We start from the raw sequence: 22,591 nt of genomic DNA, 5'->3' as shown, positions 1-22,591 counted from the left end.
ACTTGGTATAGGGATTAGTACAGCGAGAAAATGAGTGTGAGTAAAACAGAAATCCAAACTCAGTTCGATACGCTGGTATCAAAAGTCATTTGGCCTGAATTCAAGAAACGAGGCTATAGTAAAACAAAGAATAACTTTCGATACTATGATTCAGCTGGTTGGGGCAAAATTTTAAGTATTCAGAAAAGTGCTTATGGAGACCGAAGCAACATTCGATTTACACTCAATACAGGCATATACTTACCTGAAGCAGAACGCCTCTGGACAAGAGGTAGAAGCATATCCAATGAAAGGTTTCTGGAACCAGCCTGTTTGATTCGAAAGCGAATTGGGCAACTGAAAGGCTCTGACGACCTTTGGTATGAGTTAACGGACCAATCGGAGTTTGATAATTTATCTCGATTAGTAGAACAGGATATAACCACCAGAGTACTGCCGTATCTGGACCGCATAGATGGGGTTGAAGCTATCATGCAGCAATTAATACAAGTAAAAGAACCCAACTCAGAGCTTGCTATCGAAACCCTATTTAACTATGGTTATCAGAATGAGGCTAGGAAATGGATTGAGGATGAACTAACCAAAACCATTTACCGAACGCAGCGACAGAAAATGCTGGAGTTACAAGCAAGGCTAGCTCATTCACTTTAGCCATTGACAAGAACTTTGCGCAACTGAATTTTTGACCTGCTATGCTCTAGGCCAGCCTACTCAAAAAAATCCCCCGGGTCGGTTTGGCTAAGGTATTTGCTTAAGCTGCCTAGGTCGCCGAAGATGGGGTGGACTAGGCCTAGGAACTGCTGGGCGCTGGCGCGGCTATCGGCGTAGGCACGGAAGATTTCGCCCTCGCCCGCTAGCTCAATATGATCGAGCAGTTCGGGGGCGTGTTCTTCCACAATAGTTTCAATGTGCTCGGCCCAGGAGGCGCCGCTGCCACTGAAGCCGTGCCGCTCAAACACCGTGTAGTAATCGTCCATCTCCGACAAATCAACCACAATACGGTACTGCCGTTCCGGGGTGGCGTGCTCTTGCAGGTCGTAAACAACGAAGGGGTGGTATATATTGGCCATCAGCCCAAAGGTACGGGACGCAACACGAAGCAGATGGTACGCACTTAAAGGCTGTCATGCTAACCCAGCACACTGGCGGCAGGCCTAGCCTAGCTTTAGTTGGGTCAGCAGGTTGCGCTAGGCCACTGGGCAGGCGCAAAAGAGCTTTACTTCATCAGGATGACGTGCGGTAGTGGGTCAAATCCTCACTGAATCACTACCGAACCATTTTACCGCCCATAGGGGCTGTCGGCGCGGTGCTGGCGCTCAAACTCTTCGCGAGAGCACAGCGACTTTACATCCACCATGCGGTCGATGGAGAGGATGCCGTCGAGGTGGTCGATTTCATGCTGGAGCAGTTCGGCGAGGTCGTCTTTGGCGCCCGCCTGAGTTTCGTGCCACTGGCCTAGCAGGTCTTGGTAGCGCACAGTAATCCACTCGTAGCGCTCTACTTGCATAAAGATGGAGAGAAAGGAAAGGCAGGCATCCCACACCACCATCTTCTCGGGGCTGTGGTCGATGATGCTGGGATTGATAAGCGGCCACACCGGCTGGCCCGGCAGGCGCAGCAGAATCACGCGCTGCAACTCCCCAATTTGGGGCGCGGCAATGGCCCGACCGTAGCCAGTCGTTTCGCGCCAGTGGCCTACGGTATCGGCCAAGTCCGTGACAAGACTGGCCACGGCTGGTGCGGTTGGGTCAGGAATGGGTTGGGCTATCTGGCGCAGCACGGGGTGGCCTAGCTGCAGAATTTCACGAACGGGCATCTGGCTGGTATGATGAATTGAGTGACATTTGATTGTGCCCTCAGTGCTTTACTGCCAGCAGCATCTGGCGCAAATCGGCGGCGGTATACACGTGGCCGTGAGCAATAACGGTGTTGATCTGGCGCAGGCTGCTGATGTTAGTTAAGGGATTTTGGTCTAACAGAACAAGGTCAGCCGCTTTGCCAGCTTGGATGGTGCCGGAAAACTTGTCGGCTTTCAGGAAGCGGGCCCCGTTGATGGTGGCGGTTTGCAAGGCCTGAGCGGGCGTGAGGCCGGCCTGCACCATCAGTTCCAATTCACCTAGCAGCGAGGTGCCCGGGTACACGTAGGAGTTGGACGCACCGCTGTCGGAGCCGGCCAGCAGTGTTACCCCTGCCTTGTGCATGGCCGGCACCAGGGACATGAACTTGGCACCAAGCTGCTTATTGAAGGCCTGCATGGCCGCTGACTGGCGGCGGGCCCCGTTCAGGCGCCCGGCGTAGGTACGCTGAATTTTAGGGTCTATGTAGGTCAGGAGAGAGTCGCGGGAGTGGTCGGTTTGGGGCAGTTCGGCCAGCAGCTTCTGGATATAGAGCGTGGGCACCACCGCCGTTTTGTTTTTCACCAGTGTTTGGTAGATGCGCGCCTCGGCGGTGGGGTCAAACGTGCGGTAGATGGCCGGCAGCACCGCAAACAGGCCTAGCGGCTTAGCCGTGCCCTGGCTGCGTTGCACCGCCGTGGTGATGCTGTCTTCCTTGCTTGAGCAAGCCTTGAACACGTAATACAAGTGCTCCGAGGCATCCAGGCCCCGGTCGGAGGCCTCGCGCAGCGTGGCAGTGTAGGGCATATGGCCCGTTGTAGTCATGCCGCGCTTCTCCGCCGAGGCCACGGTGTTTAGGAAGGCATCCCGCGAGATGGTGCTTTCATAAATCTTGACGTAGTCGACCTTCAACGCCTGCAAGGAGTCGAGGGCCTTATCAATATCTGCTTGCGTCACGACCGGAAGGGAGCCAGCCCAGGTGGGTTCCGGCCCGTCAATCTTGGGACCGGAGGTATATATAGTGGGCCCCGCCAGCTTACCGGCCCGAATTTGCCTCCGCCAGTCGAAAAGTGCAGGTGTCAGGTCGCCGCCCGCATCACGAACTGTAGTGATGCCGTGGGCCAGGTAGAGCGGGAGCAGGTTGCGGTTGGCCGTAATCAGGGAGTCGCCGCCGCGGAAGTGCACATGCATGTCCCAGAGTCCCGGAATCAGGTATTTACCCTGGGCGTCGAGGGTGCGGGTGGCGGGTAACGGCCGACCGTTTGCCTTTTCCAGCCGCCGGATCTGACCATCGGCAATGGCCAGGGTCTGATCGGGCCTGATCTGGCCGGTTTCCACGTCTACCACGTTGGCATGCGTGATAACAAGGTCGTAGGCCTTTTGGGGTGGGTGGTGGCCAGCGCAGCCCACTGCCAGTAGAGGAAAAGAGCAGGCAAGAATTCGGGAGAGTAACTTCATACACGACTAGTTAGGGCCTGATGCCATCATCTTCATGGCAGCTAGATTTACCGTTCGGGCAGGCTCCATCTTTATGCAAAGAGCCCAGCTACCTGCTGCACCAGCACGGTGCCGCTCATCCAGGTCATGAGGAGTACCACCAGCAGCCCAAATGCCGCCAGCCAGAGCGGGTGGCGGTACGCAGTACCAACCACGCTGGGCCGGTAGGCAGCCACGAGCAATGTGCCGAGGGTAATGGGTAAGATAAACCCATTGAGTGCTCCGGCCCATACTAGCAATGCCACGGGTTTGCCAATAGTAACGAAGACCACGGTGGATAAGGCAATGAACCCGATAATCCAGCTGTTTTCGTGCTCAGCTACGCGCGGCAGCATCGATTTGAGAAAGGAGATGGAGGTGTAAGCCGAGCCGATAATAGAGGTAATGGCCGCCGCGAACATCACCACCCCAAACAGCTTATAGCCCACCTGCCCGGCGGCCAGCTGAAACACCGAGGCAGTAGGGTTGTCGGCGTTAATGGCCAATCCCTGGCCGACGACGCCCAGCGTGGCCAGAAACAGCAACACCCGAATCAGCGAGGCCACCGACACGCCCATAATGGCGCTTTGCGTTACCTGGGACAAAGCGGCGGGGCCCTTCACGCCCGCATCAAGCAGGCGGTGGCCACCAGAAAACGTGATGTAGCCCCCTACGGTGCCGCCTACCAGCGTGATAATGGCGGTAAAATCAATAGTGTCGGGGGCAATGGTGCGCAGCGCAGCTTCGGCAGCCGGCGGATGGGTGGTAACTGCCACGTAAATAATAGCCCCAATCATAACCAAGCCCATAAGCTGAGCAAATCGGTCCATAAGTGGCCCCGCTTCGCGCACCAGGAAGATAGCTATGGCCATGGCTGCGGCTAGCCCGGCGCACACCGTTACCGGTAGCCCCGTCAGCACCTCCAGGCCCAGGCCGGCCCCACCCACGTTCCCGATGTTAAACGCCAGCCCTCCCGCCACAATCAGGGCTGAAATAAAGCCGCCTAGGCCAGGCAGTACCCGGTTGGCAATGTCGGGGGCGCGCATTTCTGACATGGCAATAACCCGCCAAATGTTGAGCTGCACCCCAATATCCATGAGGATAGAGGTGAGAATCACGAAACCAAAGCTCGCCCCCAACGACTGGGTAAAAACGGTGGTTTGGGTCAGGAAGCCGGGGCCCACCGCCGAGGTAGCCATCAGGAAGGCCGCGCCGAGCAGCACCCCCCAGTTGCGGGTTGGCCTCATGCAGTAGTCTGGTAAGGAGCCTGAATCGTAATGCCCGCTTGCTGAAGCGTAGCCCGAATGCGCTGGGCAAATTCCAGGGCGTGGGCGCCGTCGCCGTGAATGCAAACAGTATCTGCCTGAATAGTCACGTCCTCACCCGATAAGGCCTGCACCTTGCCTTCCTGCACCATGCGCACTACTTGGGCAATAGCCGCGGCGGGGTCGGTGAGTAGGGCGTTGGGCTGACGGCGGGGGGTGAGGGTGCCGTTAGGCTGGTACGTCCGGTCGGCGAAAACCTCTTGGGCAACGTGCAGGCCTAGCTTTTGGCCCGCACTAATGAGGGCGCTGCCAGCCAGGCCATAAAGGCAGGCTTCGGGGTGCACCTGGTACACGGCTTCGGCCAGGGCCTCAGCGAGAGTAGGGTTTACGGCGGCCATATTATAAAGGGCGCCGTGGGGTTTTACGTGGTGCACGGTGCCGCCCTCAGCCCGCACGAAAGCAGCCAGCGCCCCCAGTTGATACACCGTCATATCATAGGCCTCTTCGGGAGAAACCGCCATTTCGCGCCGACCAAAACCCACTAGGTCGGGCAGGCCGGGGTGGGCCCCAATGGCTACTCCGTGCTGCAAAGCCAGGCGCACGGTACGCTTCATCACGGCTGGGTCGCCGGCGTGGTAACCGCAGGCAATGTTGGCGGAGGTGATACTGGGCAAAATAGCTTCGTCGTGGCCTAGCGAATAAGCCCCGAAGCTTTCCCCCATGTCACAGTTCAGGTCGACGGCGTACAGTTTATTCATTGATAGTAGCGCAGGGCTAGGGCCCGTTGAAGTTGCTGGAGTTGTTTTTCCTGGCGTAGGGACCAGTAGTGGGCTTCCGAAAGGCTGACTTCCTGAAAGCGCAGCCGACCACCCGGCGGCACCTGAGCCAGTTGGGAAAAGTCGGCCGAGATGACCTGCCCGATGCGCGGGTAACCGCCGGTGGTTTGGTGGTCGGCCATGAGCACAATGGGCTCACCAGAGGCTGGCACCTGCACCGTGCCGAAGGTAACGGCCGAGGAGAGAATTTCCCGCTCGGTGCGGCGGTCCAGCCCTGGCCCCGCCAGCCGGTAGCCCATGCGGTCGGAGTGGGGCGTTACCAAGAACTCTTCCCGCCAAAAGTTCTGCTGGCTTGCTGGCGTAAACAGCTCATACTCCGGCCCCCGAATAGCCCGTATCGTTATGGCATTGCCGCCGGAAGCAAAGGCAGGCTCCACCGCTGGGTACCACCGCGCCGCCACCCAGTTTTGGCCGGGGTACTGGCCTAGCAGTTGCTGATGCAGCCGTTTCCCCGCAGGAGTAGGGCCGGCTGCTGGTAGCACGTTGCCGGCTCGCAGGGCTCGGCCTTCTAGACCACCCAGCTGGGCCCGCAAATAGGTTGATTGACTGCCGAGGACCGCAGGCACCGTGAGCCCACCCGAAAACGCCAGGTAAGTCCGGCAGCCCATACGCGCCGCCCCAAAAGCTAGTGTGCTGCCTTGCTGCACTGCCACGGGCCGGTTCAGAGGCAACTGCTGCCCATCGAGCGTAGCGGATAAGTCGGCCCCACTCAGGCAAATCAGGTGGTCGGCTTCAAAGCGAATGGTAGGGCCCAGCAGCGTGATTTCCAGCCCGGCGGCATTGGGCGGGTTGCCCACGAGCAGGTTGGCCAGGCGCAGCGCCCAAGGGTCCATCGGGCCACTCACAATAACGCCCGCCTGCTGGTAGCCGAAGCGCCCGGCATCCTGAATGGTGGTGAGCAGACCGGGCCGAAGAATGCTACTGCTCATGCGTCAGCAGGTGTTCGTACGTATCCTCCGTAATAGCCACGAACCGTAGCCGCTGACCCGCCCGCAACAGGCTGGGGGAGGCGCCCTCGGGCGTGAACAGGCGGAGCGGGGTGCGGCCAATTAGCTGCCAGCCCCCGGGCGTAGGCAAGGAGTACACGCCGGTTTGGCCCCCGGCAATGCCCACCGAGCCCGCGGGTACCAGCGGGCGGGGATGCGCTTTGCGCGGAGTGGAGAGCTGCTCGGGCATGCCGCCCAAGTACGGAAATCCGGGCGCAAACCCAATCATGTAGACTAAGTACTCCGGCTCGGTGTGCAGCCGAATGACCTCTGCGGGTGCTAGGCCAGTATGCTCGGCCACCAGGGCCAGGTCGGGACCGTAGCGGCCTCCGTAGCACACCGGTATTTCCACAACGGGCTGAGGTTCGCTTGCAGAAGCAGTGGGGAGGTTGTGCAGCAGCGAAAACAGCCACTCGGCTACAACTTGGTTGGGGTCATGCTGGCCGCGTTGGCTTACCACCCACGGGTCGTAATACACGGTGAGGGTAGTGAAAGCCGGCACGTATTCGCGCAGGCCGGGGAAGGTGGCATGATCGAGGGAGTGGCCTAGAGCCTGCAGCGTGCGGTGGGTAGCTTCGCTGATAGTGTCGCCGAGCTGCAGCACCACGGCCGCATCGCCGAGCGGGTAGATCTGGGCGGGCGGTAGCAGATCGGTGGGGGAAGTAGGCTGTTCCATCGGTGGGTTTGCTTTACCTTGGGTGTTCGACCTGATGGAATTCCTTTCGAATGAAGCTTCAATATAAGAATGGAGCGCGCACTAGCGTGTTTCTGCTGAGCCTAGGCCTGTTGTCGTGCTCTAAAAAACTAGTGGTTGCTGATACGGCCGCGCCTGCCATTACACCCACCGCGCCGCTAGCCGTGGTGGCCGGCGTGAGTGAGGAGCTGGCCCAAGACCGCGCCCGCCGCATCTCCCGCCTGGCCTACGCCCTGCACCTGACTATTCCGGTCGGCAAAGCCAGTCCCATTGCGGCCACCGAAACGGTTCGGTTTCACCTCTCCGATGCCGCCCAGCCCGTGCAGCTCGATTTCAAGGAGCAAACTTCCAACCTGAAACGGGTGGCGGTAAATGGCCAGCCCGTCGCCATCGACCACCACGATGAACACTTGGTGCTGCCGGCCCCTAGTCTGAAAACCGGCTCGAATGAGGTGCAAATTGAGTTTACGGCCGGCAACCAAAGCCTCAACCGCAACGAGGACTTCCTGTACACCTTGCTGGTGCCCGACCGCGCCCGCACCGTGTTTCCGGTGTTCGATCAGCCTAACCTCAAGGCTTCCTTCGGCCTGACGCTCACCCTGCCAAAAAGCTGGCAGGCTCTGGCCAACGGTCCGCTGCAAGATTCGACGGTGGCAACTGAGAGCAAGACGTACCGCTTCGCACCCTCTGATACTATCAGCACGTATTTGTTCTCCTTCGCGGCCGGCAAATTCACGCGGGTTGCGCGCACGCTAGGGGGAAGGCCGATGCAGTTTCTGCACCGGGAAACCGACCAAGACAAGGTGCGGCTAAGCCTGGACCCCATCTTCCAGATTCATGCCGACGCACTCAAGTTTTTGGAGCAGTACACCGCCATTCCGTATCCGTTCCACAAGTTCGATTTCGTGGCCCTGCCCGATTTCCAGTACGGGGGCATGGAGCACGTGGGCGCCATCGACTACAAAGCCAGCACCTTGTTCCTGGACGAAGGCGCCACCCAGGACCAGAAAATAGCCCGCTCCAACCTCATCGCCCACGAAACCGCCCACATGTGGTTTGGCGATTTGGTGACTATGCAGTGGTTTAACGACGTGTGGATGAAGGAGGTGTTTGCCAACTTCATGGCCGATAAAATCACGCAGGTGGCCGTAGCCAACTCCAACTACGACCTCAAGTTCGTCATCGACCATTACCCCGCGGCCTACGGCGTCGACCGCACTACTGGCGCTAACCCCATCCGGCAGGAGCTGGATAACCTGAAAGATGCCGGCTCGCTCTACGGCAACATCATCTACCACAAAGCGCCCATTATGATGCGGCAGCTGGAGCGCCTGATGGGTGAGGGGCCCTTCCGCCTAGGCCTGCAGGAGTACTTAAAGAAGTACAGCTTCGGCAACGCCACCTGGCCCGACCTTATTCAGATCCTCGACGAGCGCACCCCCGCCGACTTGCAGGCCTGGAACCAGGTGTGGGTAAACCAGCCCGGTCGCCCCATCTTCGACTATCAGCTGCAAACCAAAGACGGCAGCAGCACTGAGGTGGTCATCACCCAGCAGGCCGAGGATAAGTCGGATAGGCTGTGGCCCCAGCTGTTTGAGGTGCTGCTGGTGTACCCCAATGGCCGCACCAAGGAGGTAACCGTGAATATGAACCAGCGCCAAGTGGTACTGCCCCAAGTAGAAAGCAAGGTGGCCCCGGCGTTTATGTTGTTCAACTCTACCGGCCTGGGCTACGGGGTTTTTCCGGTTGATAAGCAGCTGACCACTGGCCTAGGCCAGTTGCAGAACCCTGTGGCGCGGGCCGCCGCCTACGTGAACCTCTTTGAGAACATGCTCCTGGGCCGCAGCCTGGCACCCCGGCAACTGCTGGAGGTGTACCGTAAAATGTTGCCCCAGGAGAAGGAGGAGTTGAACATCAAGCTGTTGACCGGCCAACTCACCGATATCTATTGGAAGCTGCTGAAGCCTGCCGACCGCCTAGCCCTGGCACCAACCCTGGAACGCGAGCTGTGGCAGATCATGCAGCAAAACCCGGCCGCTAATTCCAAAAAGCTCTTGTTCAAGGCCTACCAATCGGTGGCCCTGACCAAGGAAGCGCAAACGCGCCTCTACCAGATCTGGAACAAGGAGCAGGCTCCCGCGGGCGTAAAGCTCACCGAGGATGACTACACCGCCCTGGCCTTAGCCCTGGCCGTGCGCGACTACCCGGCCAGTACGCCCATCCTGCCCAAGCAGCTCACCCGCATCCAAAACCCCGACCGCAAAAAGCGCATGGAGTTCCTGATGCCGGCTCTTTCGCCCGATGTGCAGACCCGGGACACCTTCTTTGCCTCGCTCAGTGACGAGAAAAACCGCGAAAAGGAAGCCTGGGTAACGGCCGCCCTGGCCTACCTGCACCACCCATTGCGGGCCGCCACTGCCGAGAAATACCTGCCCCAGAGTTTGGCCCTGCTCGAAGAAATTCAGCAGACCGGCGACATCTTCTTCCCGTATTCGTGGCTGCAGGCGACGCTGGGCTTCTACCAAACTCCCTCCGCCGCCCATACCGTGCGGGAGTTTCTGGCGGCCCACCCTGGCTACAACCCTAAGCTGCGAGCCAAGCTGTTGCAAGCCGCCGACGATGTGTTCCGGGCAGAGCGGCTGGTGCTCTAAAAGTGGCTTTAAGCTCGACAGAGGGCCTTTTGAGGGGGTAGTACTACCTTTGGACTTGCTTTATTTTCTACGCAAGTCCCCAGTGAACTTCCTCCTTATTTAATGGCAAAGCTCTCCAGCATCCTGTTAGTTGACGATGACAAGACCACCAATTTCCTTAACCGCTTACTACTGGAGGGCTTACACATAGCCGATAAGATTCTGGTGGCCCAAAACGGCCAGGATGCCCTGCGTGTAATTAAGCAGCAAAGCCAACAGGAGGGGTATCCGCAACTTATTCTGCTCGACGTGAATATGCCGGTGATGAATGGGTTTGAGTTTCTGGAGGCCTACGCGTCACTTCAACATCCCACCAAACAATCGGTAATACTTGTGATGCTTACTACCTCCTTGCACCCCCGCGATGTGGCTCGGCTCCAGGAATACGCAATCCAGGGGTTTCTGAATAAGCCGCTGACCAAGCAGATGGTTGGGAAGTTGCTGCTGGAGCATTTTCAGCGGGAACTACCTGCTTAAGGGGTAGGTGCCAGTAAGCAGTAGTAGGACAACGGATAGCCCTTTCGTAGCGCCTATTGTCTCTGAAACGACGCATCTGAAGCAATTATCATAAAGAGGCACACTGCAGCAGTAACCCAGTGGGCCACTTCTGCGGCGTGCCTACTTCGTTTCTTCGCAGTATTGTGTCACACGGGTTGTAAGCCCAGTAGCTCCCGTAGCATCGGTAGCACCCGCAGGCCACGCTCCAGGTCAAATTCTGCTTCCGGTGCGACTGTAGCCGCGGGGCCACCCTTAGCCAGAGCCAGCACCTGCTGGCGCTCAGGCTGGCTAAACTCGGTGAAGGAGCGACGCAGTAGGGGCACAGTTTCTTGAAACACCGATTCTTCTAGGCCAGTAAGCCAAGCGTCCAGCAAGTCGAACAGCACCCGATTATGAATAAGTAGCAAGCCGCTCCCCCGCAGGAAGCCCTCAATCCAGGCGGTTGCGTAATCGGTGGGCTGCGCTGGGGCCAGCGCTAAGCCTAGCTGAGTGGCCGTTTCGTCGGGGCCGAGCTGCTGCGTGTCAAAGAGCAGGCGCGTGGCCACGCCGGCTAGTAGGCCACTGCTGGCAGGCTGGCGCGCAATAAGGTGCAGGGCCGCGTACCAGTGCGCCTGTTGGTCTTCCTCGGGGAGCAGACGAATGGCTTGATGAGCCGCTTCTATTTGCTCCAGGAGCTGGCTGGCGGCGTCTCGGTCGAGGCCGGTGCAGGCCAGGGGCAGGGAGATGCACAGGCGCGGCACCAGATGGTGCACTACCTTGGCTACCTGGGCGGTTTCGGTACGGCGCACGTTGCCGTAGCGTAGCACGTTTACCAGCGGGGGCAGAGCCGTGAGCAGGTGGGCTACGTCGCGGGTGCCGGCGCTCAGGGTTTCGAGGCGGGCTACCAGGCCGGGCAGAGCGGGGGCGAGGTCGGCGCGCAGCGCTTCTTCCAGCAGCTGGCTTACCTGGCCTAGGTCGGTGGCCTGGTCGGCGCGGTGACGGGCGGCTCCGCTGGCGGCGGCCAGAATGGTATTGCCCCAGCGGCCCGCTTCCAGCACGCCCAGCACCATTTCCGGCCGCCACTGCAGCTCCCACACCTCATGGAAAGTGCCGCTTTTGCCCTGTACACGCTGCGGCTTGCCCCACTTAATACCTAATAGCTGCAGGCGGTGGAGCAGGTGGCTGCGGCCCAGGTCGAGGTCTTTGCGCAGGTCGAGGGCCAGGGTTTTGTGGGTGGCTTCAGGCTTGAGGCGGAGGGCTTTTTGCTGCTGGGCCAGGTCTTGCTGCAGGGGCGAGGCGGGTAACTCTTCGGGGACTTCACCCAAGGCTTCGCCAATTACCAGCTGCTGATGCACCAAGTCCAGGGCCTCGGCGTAGCCACCCCCGAAGATGCTCACGGCCGCTTCTTCCAGTTCCTCAATGCCGGGCAACGCCAGTCCGCGCACGGCGGCCAGGGCCTCGGCCAGGCGCACGGCCTCAATGGCGTGGGCCGACGACGCATCTATCTGCTGGGCGCGTAGCAGGTGAGCCGCCCGCACCATCCAGTGCGTGACTACCCGCTCGTGGGGCTCTTGAAACAGCAGCTCGTACCAGGCCGGCGACAACACCCCCGCCCCGTAACCCGATTGCCGGGCCAGGCGCTCGTAGGTCCAGGGTACCCAGGTGGCTTCAGTGGGCGCTTTCTTCAGGCCTTTGAGGCGGGCTTTGTCGTCTTTGGCGTAGGTAGGGAGTTCTTCGGCCCGCAGCACCGGCGCGTGCCAGGCCCCGCATACCACCGCCACCCGCTGATAGCCCTGCTTGAGGGTAGCGCGCAGGGTTTCGCGCATGTAGGCCTCTCGTAGCAAAGTCTCCTCAGATTCAGGCTGAGCCAATTCCTCGCGCAGGGCCGTCATCATCTGCAGTACTACCTCGAAGGTATCGGCGTGGCCGGCGCTATGCTCAATGCGGGCTTCCCACCACCGTTCTCCATCGGTGTAACCATCTAGGCGGGCCAAGTGGGCAATGGGGTCGAGGTGCAGCGGGGCTTCTTCGGGGGCTGGGTTGTCGGCAGTTTCTGGGTTTGTAGCGGGTACTTCTGTATCCGTCGGCGCAGTATCGGGGGGAGGAGCGAGTGTTGTTTCGGCGGCTACTTCAGCAGGGGGTAGCGGCTCGTGTTCCACGGCATCCGGGAGGGCAAAGCGCAGCGTCATCGGCAGGTCGAAGCAGCGCAGGTGGGCGCCGTGCTGCTGGCACCACTGCGCCGCCTGCCACTCTGGCGAGAAGTGGGCGAAGGGCAGAAAAGTGGCCTGGGCGTGCTGCTTGGGGTTGTAGATGAGCAGGGCCACCGGCGGCTTTAGCTCCGGGGTGGAGGCAAGCGCCAAGGCCTTTTCCCCATCGGCGGGGCACTCCAGCAGCACCATGTCGGGCTGGTAGTCGTCCAGGGCTTTCAGGAGGCTGGCGGTGCTGCCGGGGCCGTGGTGGCGGATGCCGAAGAGGCGGAGTTCGGAAGGCATAAGGGGGGTAGGACTACAATAGGAGTAACTCAGGTTTCGGCAATGCCGCCCATTTCGGCCAGCTGGTTCGCCTCAAACCTGATTTCCAGGCCGTGTTCCGGATCGAGGCCGTAGCGAATAGACAAGCGGAGCGTTTGTTCGTCCGTAATACGGAGGTAGGCCACGTCCTGCAAATAAGCAAAATGCTCCTCGGGCGTGCGCAGGTACAGTGCCGGGGCTCCCGACTGAGCCGAGTCCTCATAAAAGGAAGCATACAGATCCTGGTAACGGGCAAAGGTCTGCTGCTGGAGTTCTGGGAGCAGGCGCGGCGCATCTGCAACGAAGGCCTGGAACGTAGCCGCATACTCGTCGAGCTGCGCCGGGGAAAGGTCGTATTCCTCGTCTTCCTCGTCTTCCTCAAACAGTTCCTCACCTAAGAACACCTCAATGGGTTGTTCAAAGCCCGGCAGTACAAACTTTTGTTGCGGCGCCATGCCGGCCCAGCTTTCCTCCACAATTCCCCAGAACGGATGCGTTAGCATAGACAGGTTAGTTATAAGCTGAGGCCGGTAGCACACCCTGCCATCGCGCCGCTTGGTGCCAGTTTACCATGTCAATGCTTGCCGCGGCCGCTAGAAACTCATTGCCGTCTTCCAGGGCGTCGGGCTCTAAGAAGTAGCGCCCTTGCTCCAGGTCATCCGCAAATTGAGCAAGCAGGGCCGCCACAGAATCGGCCACCTGAAAAACGGATTCGTTTACCTCATCCACGAAAATAACCTGCCCGTATCGGCCTGCCGGGGCCGGGTCAAGGTCCACGCACAGCCACGTGTGGGAACCGTCGAAGCTGAGTTGGAGCCAGTAAGGATTCAACACGTTATCGGCTTTTACTGAGGCCTGCGCATACACCGGCGGACACAGTTCGGAGTCTTTAGCGCGACTCTGAAACGCAGCTGCTACCCTCTCCAGGGGAATAAAGCTAAGGCCGTAGAACAGGCTGCCGAAGTTATCAGCGTCTTCATCTAAGCCGTTGCGCCAACGGTACAAGGCCTTGTAGTCTTCAGGCAGCGGCTTGCCAACGGCAGTCTCTAGGCCACTCAGCTCGCTTTCGGCAGCGCCATCGTTCAACGACTCGGTCAAAATGCGAGGCGCGTTGGCGGCCAGCCAGGTTTCAATTCGGCGGATAGATTCAGATGGGCTCATGGGGTAGGGAAAGAGTTGGCCGGGCTACCGGTTTCCGGTTCGGGAAATCGAGTGGGGTAGGACGCGGCCATAGGCAACGACGCGCCGAGAGCGGCCTACCCCGCTTCAAATTCCTGCGGAAACCCTTTTGGATGCTCTGGTTCCAGTTCCTCTAGTTGCTCATCGGTCAGCAACGCAGACTCGGCGCCGGCTTGTTCATAGGCCTGTACTACGGCGGCCAGCCAGGCGGTTAGGTTGGGGAACAGCACCGTGCGGGCTTCCCAGTCGTGCCAGTGTTCCATAATTTGCCCGGCCTGGCCAGTGAAGGTGCCGTGCAAATCCACGCAGACATGGTCGCCGCCGCCGTTTTCGAGAAATGGCACCCAAGCCGGATGCCACCAGTTCGTCACGAAGTCGCCATCGGCCAGCAGCTCGTTGTTGATGCGCATGCTTTCGGCCGCGCCGTCCAGCGACTGAAGGCAGTTGTTCTGGAAGAAGCTGTCGTAGCCTTCCTGCCCATTGTGCCAGCCAAACCACTGCCGTAGCTCCGCTGGCAATACTAGGTTAAATTCCGCCTCAAAAGCGGCCAGCTCCGCCCCCGTAGCCGGTGGGCCCAGGGTAGCGTAGTACTCCGGTCGATGCTGTTGGAGCAGGGTATCGAGGCGAGTAAGTAGTTCGGGGAAAGTCATGTACGTCAAAGCTTTAGACTATCCTATTTATAATTTTTTCAAAATCGAAAAAAAGACCAGAGTCGAGCCAGAAAACCTTGTGTTTTGTCGGATTCTTCATTAGCCATGGGAGAGCTTTCTACAAACTTCGTTTTATAGTTCTGTTGCCAATGCGGTATTGCTTGGCACATCGTTTCAGCTAGCTCTTTCGTGAGTGAGTCTATGCGACTGTTATTGCAAGGTGGTATAGGGCGATAGTGTTCTTTGAACTTGGCAATTGCGGTAGGATTGTAGCAGACTTTAGGGCGAAGATTCTCCACCAGTCGAACATCTATTGATATAGTTATCAAACGTTTGGATTTGCGGTGAAGTCCGACTACTACAATACTTTGGCACATTCCAGGATACCAATCAATGATGTACACCTTAGTGCCCGGCGCAAAATGCTTTGTGCCGTAGCGTATTTCAGCCCCGCCCGGCCCGTAAGGACGTTCCCTAATGATGTTGCCAACAGCTGTCCAATAGGATTCAGCAGTAGGATCTTTATTAGCATCCATAATTCAAATTACGTCCACTGTAACCAGCATGAGTTATAGTAAATAAGTGCTATTCAACTACCTCCCGGCAGGCGCGGTAGAGGTCTTTCCAGCCGGCGCGCTCTTTTACTACGGTTTCCAGGTACTCCAGCCATACTACACGGTCCTGCACGGGGTCTTTGATGACGGCGCCGGTAAGGCCGGCGGCGAGGTCGGCGGCTTGTAGGGTGCCGTCGCCGAAGTAGGCGGCTAGGGCTAGGCCACTGTTAAGCACGGAAATGGCCTCGCCGGTGCTGAGGGTGCCGCTGGGGCTCTTGAGCTTGGTTTTGCCGTTCTCCGTCACGCCCGAGCGCAGCTCCCGGAAAATGGTCACGAGGCGGCTGATTTGCTCCAGGGCCGCCGTGGTTTCGGGCAGTTGCAGGGCCCGGCCGGTTTTCTCCACCCGCGAGTGCACAATCTGCACTTCCTCAGCAATGGACGTTGGTAGGGGAAGCACCACCGTGTTGAAGCGACGACGCAGGGCGCTGCTCAGCTCATTCACGCCCTTGTCCCGGTCGTTGGCGGTGGCAATGACGTTGAAGCCGCGGGCGGCCTGCACCTCGGTGGCCAGTTCGGGCACGGGCAGCACCTTTTCGGAGAGGACGGTGATGAGCGTGTCCTGCACGTCGGAGGGGATGCGGGTAAGTTCTTCCAGGCGCACCATGCTGCCTTCCTGCATGCCTTTGAGCAGGGGCGAGGGCACCAGAGCGGCGGGCGAAGGACCTTCGGCAATGAGGCGGGCGTAGTTCCAGGAGTAGCGGATGGCATCCTCGGAGGTACCCGCCGTGCCCTGAATCAGTAGGTTGGAGTGTCCGCTGATGGCGGCCGTGAGGTGCTCTGACACCCAGCTTTTGGCCGTGCCAGGTACGCCAAGTAGCAGCAGGGCGCGGTCGGTGGCCAGGGTAGCCACGGCAATTTCCATCAGCCGCCGCTGCCCGATGTACTTGGGCTCGATCACGAAACCATTATCCAGGGTGCCGCCCAGCAGGTAGGTCACCACGGCCCAGGGCGAGAGCTGCCAGTTGACGGGCTTGGGCCGGTCGTCGAGGGCTTTGAGGGCGGCAAGTTCTTCGGCGTATTGCACCTCGGCGTGGGGCCGCAGGATATCGGAGGACGGATTGAGCGACATAGAAAAACTTATTGCTGGTAGTTGGGATGCAAGGTGGGAGGAAGAGACAATATTGTGGGACGGGTTAGCCTAGGCCAGGTGGCTCAGTTAGCGCCTCTGCCAACTGCTGACGGAAATGAAGCGTGCCAAGCAGGCGAGTGAGGCTGTTATGGATGTAGGGCACATCGTGCAGAAGGGGCTCCAGGCCTCGGGCGCACAGCAGGTATTGGCTGGCTGGTACCGCGCGGGCCATATGCTCAAAAAGCTGGGTGGCCGCGTACTGCAGGCGGTGCAACTGCTCGGGCCGACTAAGAGACCCGAGCAGCACCTCTATCACGCGGCGCGTCAGGCTTTCCGGCCAGGGCCCGTAGCCTTGTAGGAGCAGGGGTAGCCAGCGGACGTCGGGGCTGAAGTTTGGGGCGGCCGCCAGCAGGGGCAAAAGCAAGTTGGTGAACTGCGCGGGCGAGAGTTGCCACACCAGCCCACCCAATGACTGTAGTGCAGGGAGTTTGCGCGGCTTCTCATAAAACCACTCCAGCAAGGCCGCGGCCCACTGACCGTCTCGGTGCAGAATAGCCCCCTCAGCCCAGCCAGTAAGTAGCAGCGTGGCCCACTCCGTTTCAGCTGCCAGATCAAGCAGCTTAGCAACAGAAAGGTTGAGGTGAGTTGTCCACCGCTGGGGTGGAATGAGGGCCAGCATCTGGCCTAGCAGCGTGGCCCGGTCGCCCTGGAAGCGGCTGTCGTGTTGCTCCAGTCCATCGGCCAGCCAGGTTCTATCCCACGGCTTGTCAGGGAGCTCCACCAGTAGCTTCTTGGAGAGTAACGAAGCCTTCACCCGCACCAAGGGCTCAGCGCGTTGCCAAACACGCTCTACAAGTGCGCTGCTGGGTACCTTGGCTAACAGTGGCCGTACCACCTGGCGCACCTCTTTGTTTTTCGACGTAAGGTACTGCTCTAATAATGGGGCGTCGGCGGCCGTGAGCCCGGTTTCGAGGGTTTGCAGCAGTTGCTGCTGGTTTTTGGCCGGCTCTTGGGGCAGGGTTGCAGCGAGTAGCTCCCGGGCTTCAGCCGGCGTGGTGGCCCGCAGTAGGTACAGAAACGTAACCCGCTCACTGATAGAACCGGTTTCCCAGGTAGTAGCATCAGGCCCAACTGCAGCAGCCGCCAAAATGAGTTGCCAGCTGGGGTTTTGCGTGGCCAACCAGGTACCGCGCTGGCCTAGTACCAGAGCAGCGGGTCCCTGCAGGTCGCGGCGGCTGCGGGCTACTTCCAGTAAGGGTACCAAGAATTGGTGAGGAACCCGGCGGCCATGGTTGTGCATCTCGTGCAGAAATCCCGCAAGCAGATACTGATGGGTACCTTCAAGCAGTTGCTGTAGTAGCTGTGCTCCCGTAGTGCCCAGGGGCTGAGTTGTTTCGGCGGGAGCTGGCAATGTTGTTGAGTTTGCCAAAACTGCTGGGGCAAACTGATAACCTGCCTTGCGCACGAGTGACAAGGTGCCCGCCGCCAGCAGGGCTTGCTTTTCGCGGTAGTCGGGGTCAGTAGGTTCTTCTGCTAGGGCTAGGCAACCAGTGGGTAGGGCATCGGGGGCTTGGCGGGTGCCTAGCAACGCGACGCGCAGCAGCCGTTGCCAATCGGCGCTCGGCTGAAGGGGTGAGCTAGGAGAAAGGGCGGTCTGGGGCTCCGGCATAATCAAGCAGATGGCGTTAGGGCAACGGGGCTAGGCCAGTGGGTCAGGGGGCGAAAGGCGGCCCCCGTCCATTCCCCAAAAACCGTGAGAGGATGGCCACCGCTCACGGCACGTAGCGCCCAGCCATGCAGCTCGTCGCAGGCCAAGGGCAGTGAGACTTCCGCGGGCGTGTCAGTTTCCGCAGAAGTGACAAGAGCGGGTGACGTACTGGTAGTTGCTTCGCTTAACGGGAACTGAAGCACCCAAGCGCCAGTAGTGGTTTGCTGCGGTACCCCGCCCGTAAGCAGCACGGGCAGCTCGCGCAGCCACGGCTGCCGGGCCAGCCCGGTGGCGTAGGCCTCTAGCAGCTCAGCGGGCATGGTGCCGCCCACCGGAGCCAGACTACTAGTGCCAAAGAAATTCAGCTGGCCAGGCACCGCTCGCAGCGGGAGTAAGCCAGGGTAAAAGGTAAGACTACCGGCATAGCGCCCGGTCGGTATCAGGGGGGTGGGAAAGGCCTGGCCGCCGAAGGAAAACTCCACAACCAGGGCAAACCGGTCTGTTTCCTGACCCTGCAGCCAGGAGCGCCGCACCAGCAGGCGTTCCTCCTCGGTAGTCGTTTGGCTGAGCACCAGCCACTGATCCGTAACGGCGGGTTGCGTAGCCAGTACGTCTTCTTTCTTCACGTTTACGCCGAGCTGCTGCAACACTTCCTGGCGGATTTCGGGTGGAAGGTGCTCTAGGTTGCGGGCCGTACGGGCCAGCAAGTACAGCTCGCCTACCTGGCCTAGCATGCGTTCCGGCCAAGTGGGCCCCTGGTGGCGCAGCGTGGGAAGCTCGCGCACTACCGAAGCCAAGCCCGGCAGTTGATTGTCTACCAGCCGGGCAGCTTGATTTTCCCAGAAGCTCAGCGGCTGGCCTTCGGCCGCGGCCAGGCCTGCCCGCATCAGGTCGATAAGCCAGGTTTCCAGCTCTGCGGCGCCTTGCTGCATACGGCCTAGGCGCTGCGCTTCGCGTTTTTTACGGGCGACTTCGGCGTCGGAGGTGGCTACGGGAGCTGACGCGGGCTCCTCGTCTGGGAGTGTAGTTTCCGGGGCTGATTTTGGCGGTTTTTTGCCCTGGGTTTGCTGACGCTTGTTCAGCCACTCTCTCAGCCAGGGCGGCGGGGTAACACCGCTGAGCAGCTCAGGTTGGCGGGCTAAGAGCAGGAGCAGGCCCGCACCATGCTTGCACGGAAACACTCGGCTAGGGCATGAACACTTAAAAGCGGGTTCGGTAAGGTCGATGCCGGTTTGGTAGGGCTTGCTGCCGCTGCCTTTGCATTCGCCCCAGGCGGCGGTGTCGGTTTGGCCGAGGTTGCCCCACTTCGTAGGTGAGGCCAGTTCCTGACCCCGTTTGAGGGTGCCAGCATCGGTGATAAGGGCGCGGGCCTGTGCTTCAGTCCAGGTCAATTCTTCACATAGTTAGGCCTGGATAGAGCAGGCCGGATACCGCGGCAAAGTAGTAGTTCAGGCCGGGAATTCCTTGCCGCAAGAGGTACATTTATGCAGGGTAGTGCCAGCGTAAAACAAGCGTTTCCACCACGCTACACCCACTACGGGCAATGGGCCGGGTGAGCCGCACTTGGGGCAGCGCAGCTCCGGCGCCTGGGTCCGCTGCCGGGCAAAGGTCTCCAACACTTCGCGGGCCTCCACCAGGGCATTTTCATCCAGCAGGAGTTGATAGTACATGCCCTCCCCGAAGGGAAAGGTGGGTGGGCCACAGGTTTTTACCAGCGCAACGAGCCCCAGCTCGCGGAGTTCAGCATACAGAGCTACTGCCTCGCGGTACGTTAGAAACTCGGCAGCAGCGACTAGCATTTTCAATAAATTTTCAGGTCACATTTCCAGGCAAAACTTACGCGCTCATCTGCCGCGTGGCTGGACAAAAGCACGTTCATGCTCTGGAAAGACAGGTGGATGGCAGGCTGTAATGCAGATGCAAGGCTCAGGCTCGTCGGTAGGGCGTGTCACAAACTGGGCGGGTTCTTCCTTTACAACGAACGCCAAAAGTTGTCTCTTTGAAAAGAGTTCTTAACTTCTGCACTCGTGCTAAAGCTCGGCTGTATCACCCGGCAGTTGCTATTGTTGCACCCTTTGGAGAGCCAGCTGAGTGACTGGTTCTTCATTACAAAAAGCCCCTTTCTGCAAGAAGGGGCTTTTTACTTGGGCCACACTGTTCAGGCAGGGCGTAAGAAAGGCAACCGGCCTAGGATTAGGTGCTTACTTCCGGCGCCGGGCTGGCGTAGCCAAGCGGCCGCGCAGCTTCAGCACGTAGGCCAGCAGCCCAACGGAGAGCAGGGCCAAACCGGCAGCCAGCAGCTCGCGGCTGGTGCGCGCCTGGGTAGCCTCGGCCTCGGAAGCCTGCAGATCTTGTAGTTTCTTCTCCCGTTGCTTGTCACGAAGCTGCAGGTTGGCAATTTCGTTCTCCAGGTCGTAGAAGCGCTGGCGGGTGGCGCTCTGGTCGGTTTGGGCCACGGTTACCTGTTGCTTAGCCTGCTGGTTTTCGGCTACGATAGTGGCCGTGCGCCGTTGGGTGGCGTCTTGCACGGCCCGCACAATCTCGGTGTCTTTCCGGATAATGCCCTTCAGGGCATCAACCACTTCCTGTAGGTCTTTCTTACTGGGCTTGTTGGCCAAGAAGGCATTGCGCTGGGCATTAGCCGTCTCGTACTGGCGAATGAGGGCTTCCCGTTCCTGAATCAGGCGTGGTAGAGGGTCAGGAGCCGTTGTACTGGGCGGGGTAGGTTGGGTCTGGAGGAGTAGCAGGAGCAAAAGTTTCATAAGGCAAAGATGGCAGCAGATCCTACAACTCGCCGTTGCGCATGAGCAATGTGGCAATGGTGGCCGAGGTGAGGAGCCGTAGATTGGGGTCTATCCCGTCGCGGACCCACACGTGCAGGACCTGATCGGGAGAGATGGTTTCAAAGTCAAGGAAGCAGATGCGCTGGCCGTCGTGCAGGATTTCTATGCCGCCGGGCCCGGCTAGGTGAATCACCTGGTGGGCCAGCTTACCGGCGCTTTCGGGCAGCGGGGCGCGGGCTACCAGCCGGATGCGCAATAGCACCTGGTCGGCGTCGCCAACCAGCCCAATTACGGGCGTTTGGTTGTCGCGTTCAAAACCAGTTTTGTTTGTCGTGGTCATCAGCAGATTCCAGGCGTTGGTTTGCCCCAGCTGCGGACCTACAATAATGGCATTAAAGGTTTCGGTGGTGCGGCTGCGCAGCTCGGGGTCAATCTCACCTAGCAGGGGTTCCTTCGAAACCACCGACTGGGTTAGGGCTTGCCGGGAGCAGTACACATCGGCGGCCTGTTGCGGATCTTGGCTGTTAGCTAAATGGAACTCCATCTTGCTATCGGCAGTACTCACGCGATGCACGTAGGGCAGGTGAAGAATATCAAGCACGGGCGAGCCGGTGGTGCCTGGGCGCAGGTAGCCCAGGTCGCGGGTGCGGGTGGTAGTCCAGTCGCGGTGTACGTCGGAAACTTGGTAGGGCCCCAGCGCAAGCTTGCGCCCCGGCCCTAGTTTGGTAGCCGGTACAGTCAGCAGGGTGCCGGCCGCGCCCCCAAAAGGATTGGCCGATGTGCGAGGAATGTTGGCGGGCACTGCGCAGCTGGTCAGCAGCAGGGCTAAGGCCGCTATATTAGTTCGGATTAAGAGCAACATAAGGGTGGAATAGGTAGCAAGATCAGGCAGAAGTAAAAGCAGGCTATTTCAGGTCGGGGCGGAGCAGTAAAGCCGTGCTCATACTGGCTACCACGGTCTGCAGGGTGGGCTCAAGGTCTTTGCGCAGCCAGAAGATGTTGCGGGACCGGCGGTTCAGGTCAGTCAAGGAAAGAGCCGCAATGACTTTGCCCTGGTGGAGAAACAGGAAGCCGTGGTGTACCTGCGCCGCCAGTAGGGCCGCCGCCATCCCGCCTTGGTCGGCATAGCTAAGGGCGTCGTCAATTACCTCAGCAAATTGAATTTCCTGCACTCCATTGCTGACCGTGCCCCGCAACGGAGCTTTCGTAATCTGCTGGGCATTCTCCACCGCAAATTGCCAGATGGGCTCCGTGGGAGAGTGGCCTACCAAGGAAATAGCGCCCACGAATACATCAGTATTGTTGTTTTTCGGCCGTAGCGTGTCGCGGCTGGGAAACAGAATGCGGTCTAGGTTGCTCAGGGCATTGCCGCGCAGCGTCAGGTTGGCCAGGGCAAATACCTGGGCTTCCTGGTGCTGGGCCTTGTTTTCCAGCACAAAGCGCAGCTGCTGCTTGCTCTGGGTTTGGTAGGCTACTACCACCGGCGGCAGCGCAATGCCATCGGGCAGGGTGGTGAGCCAGTCGCCGTTGCGGTGCAACTCCAGCAGCCGAAACTGATCAAAGGACAGACCCCGGCCCAGGCCGCCATACTGCACCGGCATGGGCCGGTAAGCTGAAAGGATAGTAGCCGGAATTTGCTGGGCGGTACTGAGGTGAGAAAAGGCCACTAGTCCGAGGAGGCAGAGCCAGCGGATAGAATAGCGCATATAGTAGGTGCGGGGTAAAAAATCAGTAAACTAACTGATCAGCTGCCCTGAAAAAATAATGCCGAAATATAGCGGGTATCCTATGCCTGAAACTGGCGCGGCGCGTTACTGGC

General features: G+C 59.5%; 22 protein-coding genes. 3 read left to right on the top strand and 19 right to left on the bottom strand.

What is annotated here, in order from left to right; all coding sequences use genetic code 11:
- Positions 1-36 precede the first annotated feature (36 nt).
- Positions 37-651, top strand: coding sequence for a DUF4304 domain-containing protein (locus EU556_RS22140; protein WP_167855682.1), 615 nt, complete (start codon positions 37-39; stop codon positions 649-651).
- 56 nt (positions 652-707) lie between these two features.
- On the opposite strand, the gene EU556_RS22135 is transcribed toward EU556_RS22140, so the two are convergent.
- The 7 genes from EU556_RS22135 to pxpB all read right to left on the bottom strand — a co-directional run bounded on the left by EU556_RS22135 (position 708) and on the right by pxpB (position 7,074).
- On the bottom strand, positions 708-1,070 hold the full coding sequence (locus EU556_RS22135) for an Imm51 family immunity protein (RefSeq protein ID WP_135436359.1): 363 nt from the start codon (positions 1,068-1,070) through the stop codon (positions 708-710).
- A 209-nt stretch (positions 1,071-1,279) separates the two neighbouring features.
- Positions 1,280-1,816: a peptide deformylase gene (locus tag EU556_RS22130; protein WP_135436357.1), complete on the bottom strand. Its 537-nt coding sequence runs from the start codon at positions 1,814-1,816 to the stop codon at positions 1,280-1,282.
- A gap of 40 nt (positions 1,817-1,856) precedes the next feature.
- Entirely contained in the window at positions 1,857-3,293 is a 1,437-nt protein-coding gene (locus tag EU556_RS22125) for an amidohydrolase family protein (protein ID WP_135436355.1), read from the bottom strand.
- Between the two features lie 71 nt (positions 3,294-3,364).
- Positions 3,365-4,558, bottom strand: coding sequence for an NRAMP family divalent metal transporter (locus EU556_RS22120; protein WP_135436353.1), 1,194 nt, complete (start codon positions 4,556-4,558; stop codon positions 3,365-3,367).
- Positions 4,555-5,334: a LamB/YcsF family protein gene (locus EU556_RS22115; RefSeq protein ID WP_317128727.1), complete on the bottom strand. Its 780-nt coding sequence runs from the start codon at positions 5,332-5,334 to the stop codon at positions 4,555-4,557. Before EU556_RS22115 ends, EU556_RS22120 begins: the two co-directional genes overlap by 4 nt.
- Positions 5,331-6,341, bottom strand: coding sequence for a 5-oxoprolinase subunit C family protein (locus tag EU556_RS22110; RefSeq protein ID WP_135436352.1), 1,011 nt, complete (start codon positions 6,339-6,341; stop codon positions 5,331-5,333). Before EU556_RS22110 ends, EU556_RS22115 begins: the two co-directional genes overlap by 4 nt.
- Positions 6,331-7,074: a 5-oxoprolinase subunit PxpB gene (gene pxpB / locus EU556_RS22105; protein ID WP_135436351.1), complete on the bottom strand. Its 744-nt coding sequence runs from the start codon at positions 7,072-7,074 to the stop codon at positions 6,331-6,333. The genes EU556_RS22110 and pxpB overlap by 11 nt, the downstream gene beginning before the upstream one ends.
- Positions 7,075-7,124: 50 nt before the next feature.
- Here pxpB and EU556_RS22100 point away from each other — a divergent pair, with 50 nt between their 5' ends.
- On the top strand, positions 7,125-9,743 hold the full coding sequence (locus EU556_RS22100) for a M1 family metallopeptidase (protein ID WP_135436349.1): 2,619 nt from the start codon (positions 7,125-7,127) through the stop codon (positions 9,741-9,743).
- Positions 9,744-9,845: 102 nt separating this feature from the next.
- A complete protein-coding gene (locus EU556_RS22095; protein WP_135436348.1) occupies positions 9,846-10,259 on the top strand; it encodes a response regulator in 414 nt (137 codons plus the stop codon).
- 167 nt (positions 10,260-10,426) lie between these two features.
- Here the strand turns inward: EU556_RS22095 and EU556_RS22090 are convergent, their stop codons facing one another.
- From EU556_RS22090 to EU556_RS22035, 12 genes are all read right to left on the bottom strand, one after another.
- Positions 10,427-12,751 carry a DUF5682 family protein gene (locus EU556_RS22090; protein ID WP_135436346.1) on the bottom strand — a complete coding sequence of 775 codons (2,325 nt, stop codon included), beginning with the start codon at positions 12,749-12,751 and terminating at the stop codon, positions 10,427-10,429.
- Positions 12,752-12,780: 29 nt separating this feature from the next.
- Positions 12,781-13,272 (bottom strand): DUF6985 domain-containing protein, encoded by a 492-nt coding sequence (locus EU556_RS22085; RefSeq protein WP_135436344.1) that lies wholly within the window; start codon positions 13,270-13,272, stop codon positions 12,781-12,783.
- Between the two features lie 7 nt (positions 13,273-13,279).
- Entirely contained in the window at positions 13,280-13,930 is a 651-nt protein-coding gene (locus tag EU556_RS22080) for an SMI1/KNR4 family protein (RefSeq protein WP_135436343.1), read from the bottom strand.
- Positions 13,931-14,025: 95 nt separating this feature from the next.
- Entirely contained in the window at positions 14,026-14,598 is a 573-nt protein-coding gene (locus tag EU556_RS22075) for an SMI1/KNR4 family protein (protein ID WP_135436342.1), read from the bottom strand.
- A 38-nt stretch (positions 14,599-14,636) separates the two neighbouring features.
- Positions 14,637-15,134, bottom strand: a complete 498-nt coding sequence (locus tag EU556_RS22070; protein WP_135436340.1) for a hypothetical protein — start codon at positions 15,132-15,134, stop codon at positions 14,637-14,639.
- Between the two features lie 49 nt (positions 15,135-15,183).
- The gene (locus tag EU556_RS22065; RefSeq protein ID WP_135436339.1) at positions 15,184-16,281 is read right to left on the bottom strand and encodes an ATP-binding protein; all 1,098 of its coding nucleotides are present in this window, start codon (positions 16,279-16,281) and stop codon (positions 15,184-15,186) included.
- Positions 16,282-16,345: 64 nt separating this feature from the next.
- Positions 16,346-17,950 (bottom strand): DUF5691 domain-containing protein, encoded by a 1,605-nt coding sequence (locus EU556_RS22060; RefSeq protein ID WP_135436338.1) that lies wholly within the window; start codon positions 17,948-17,950, stop codon positions 16,346-16,348.
- 2 nt (positions 17,951-17,952) lie between these two features.
- Positions 17,953-19,380: an SWIM zinc finger family protein gene (locus EU556_RS22055; protein ID WP_135436336.1), complete on the bottom strand. Its 1,428-nt coding sequence runs from the start codon at positions 19,378-19,380 to the stop codon at positions 17,953-17,955.
- 57 nt (positions 19,381-19,437) lie between these two features.
- Positions 19,438-19,788: a hypothetical protein gene (locus EU556_RS22050; RefSeq protein ID WP_135436335.1), complete on the bottom strand. Its 351-nt coding sequence runs from the start codon at positions 19,786-19,788 to the stop codon at positions 19,438-19,440.
- 402 nt (positions 19,789-20,190) lie between these two features.
- Positions 20,191-20,751 (bottom strand): hypothetical protein, encoded by a 561-nt coding sequence (locus EU556_RS22045; protein ID WP_135436333.1) that lies wholly within the window; start codon positions 20,749-20,751, stop codon positions 20,191-20,193.
- Positions 20,752-20,773: 22 nt separating this feature from the next.
- Complete coding sequence (locus EU556_RS22040; RefSeq protein ID WP_135436332.1) at positions 20,774-21,634, bottom strand: hypothetical protein; 861 nt, start codon at positions 21,632-21,634, stop codon at positions 20,774-20,776.
- A gap of 43 nt (positions 21,635-21,677) precedes the next feature.
- On the bottom strand, positions 21,678-22,478 hold the full coding sequence (locus EU556_RS22035) for a hypothetical protein (RefSeq protein WP_135436331.1): 801 nt from the start codon (positions 22,476-22,478) through the stop codon (positions 21,678-21,680).
- Positions 22,479-22,591 lie beyond the last annotated feature (113 nt).

It is taken from the genome of Hymenobacter fodinae, assembly GCF_004745825.1.
Lineage (GTDB): Bacteria > Bacteroidota > Bacteroidia > Cytophagales > Hymenobacteraceae > Hymenobacter > Hymenobacter fodinae.
This window is presented reverse-complemented; position numbering and strand designations above follow the sequence as displayed.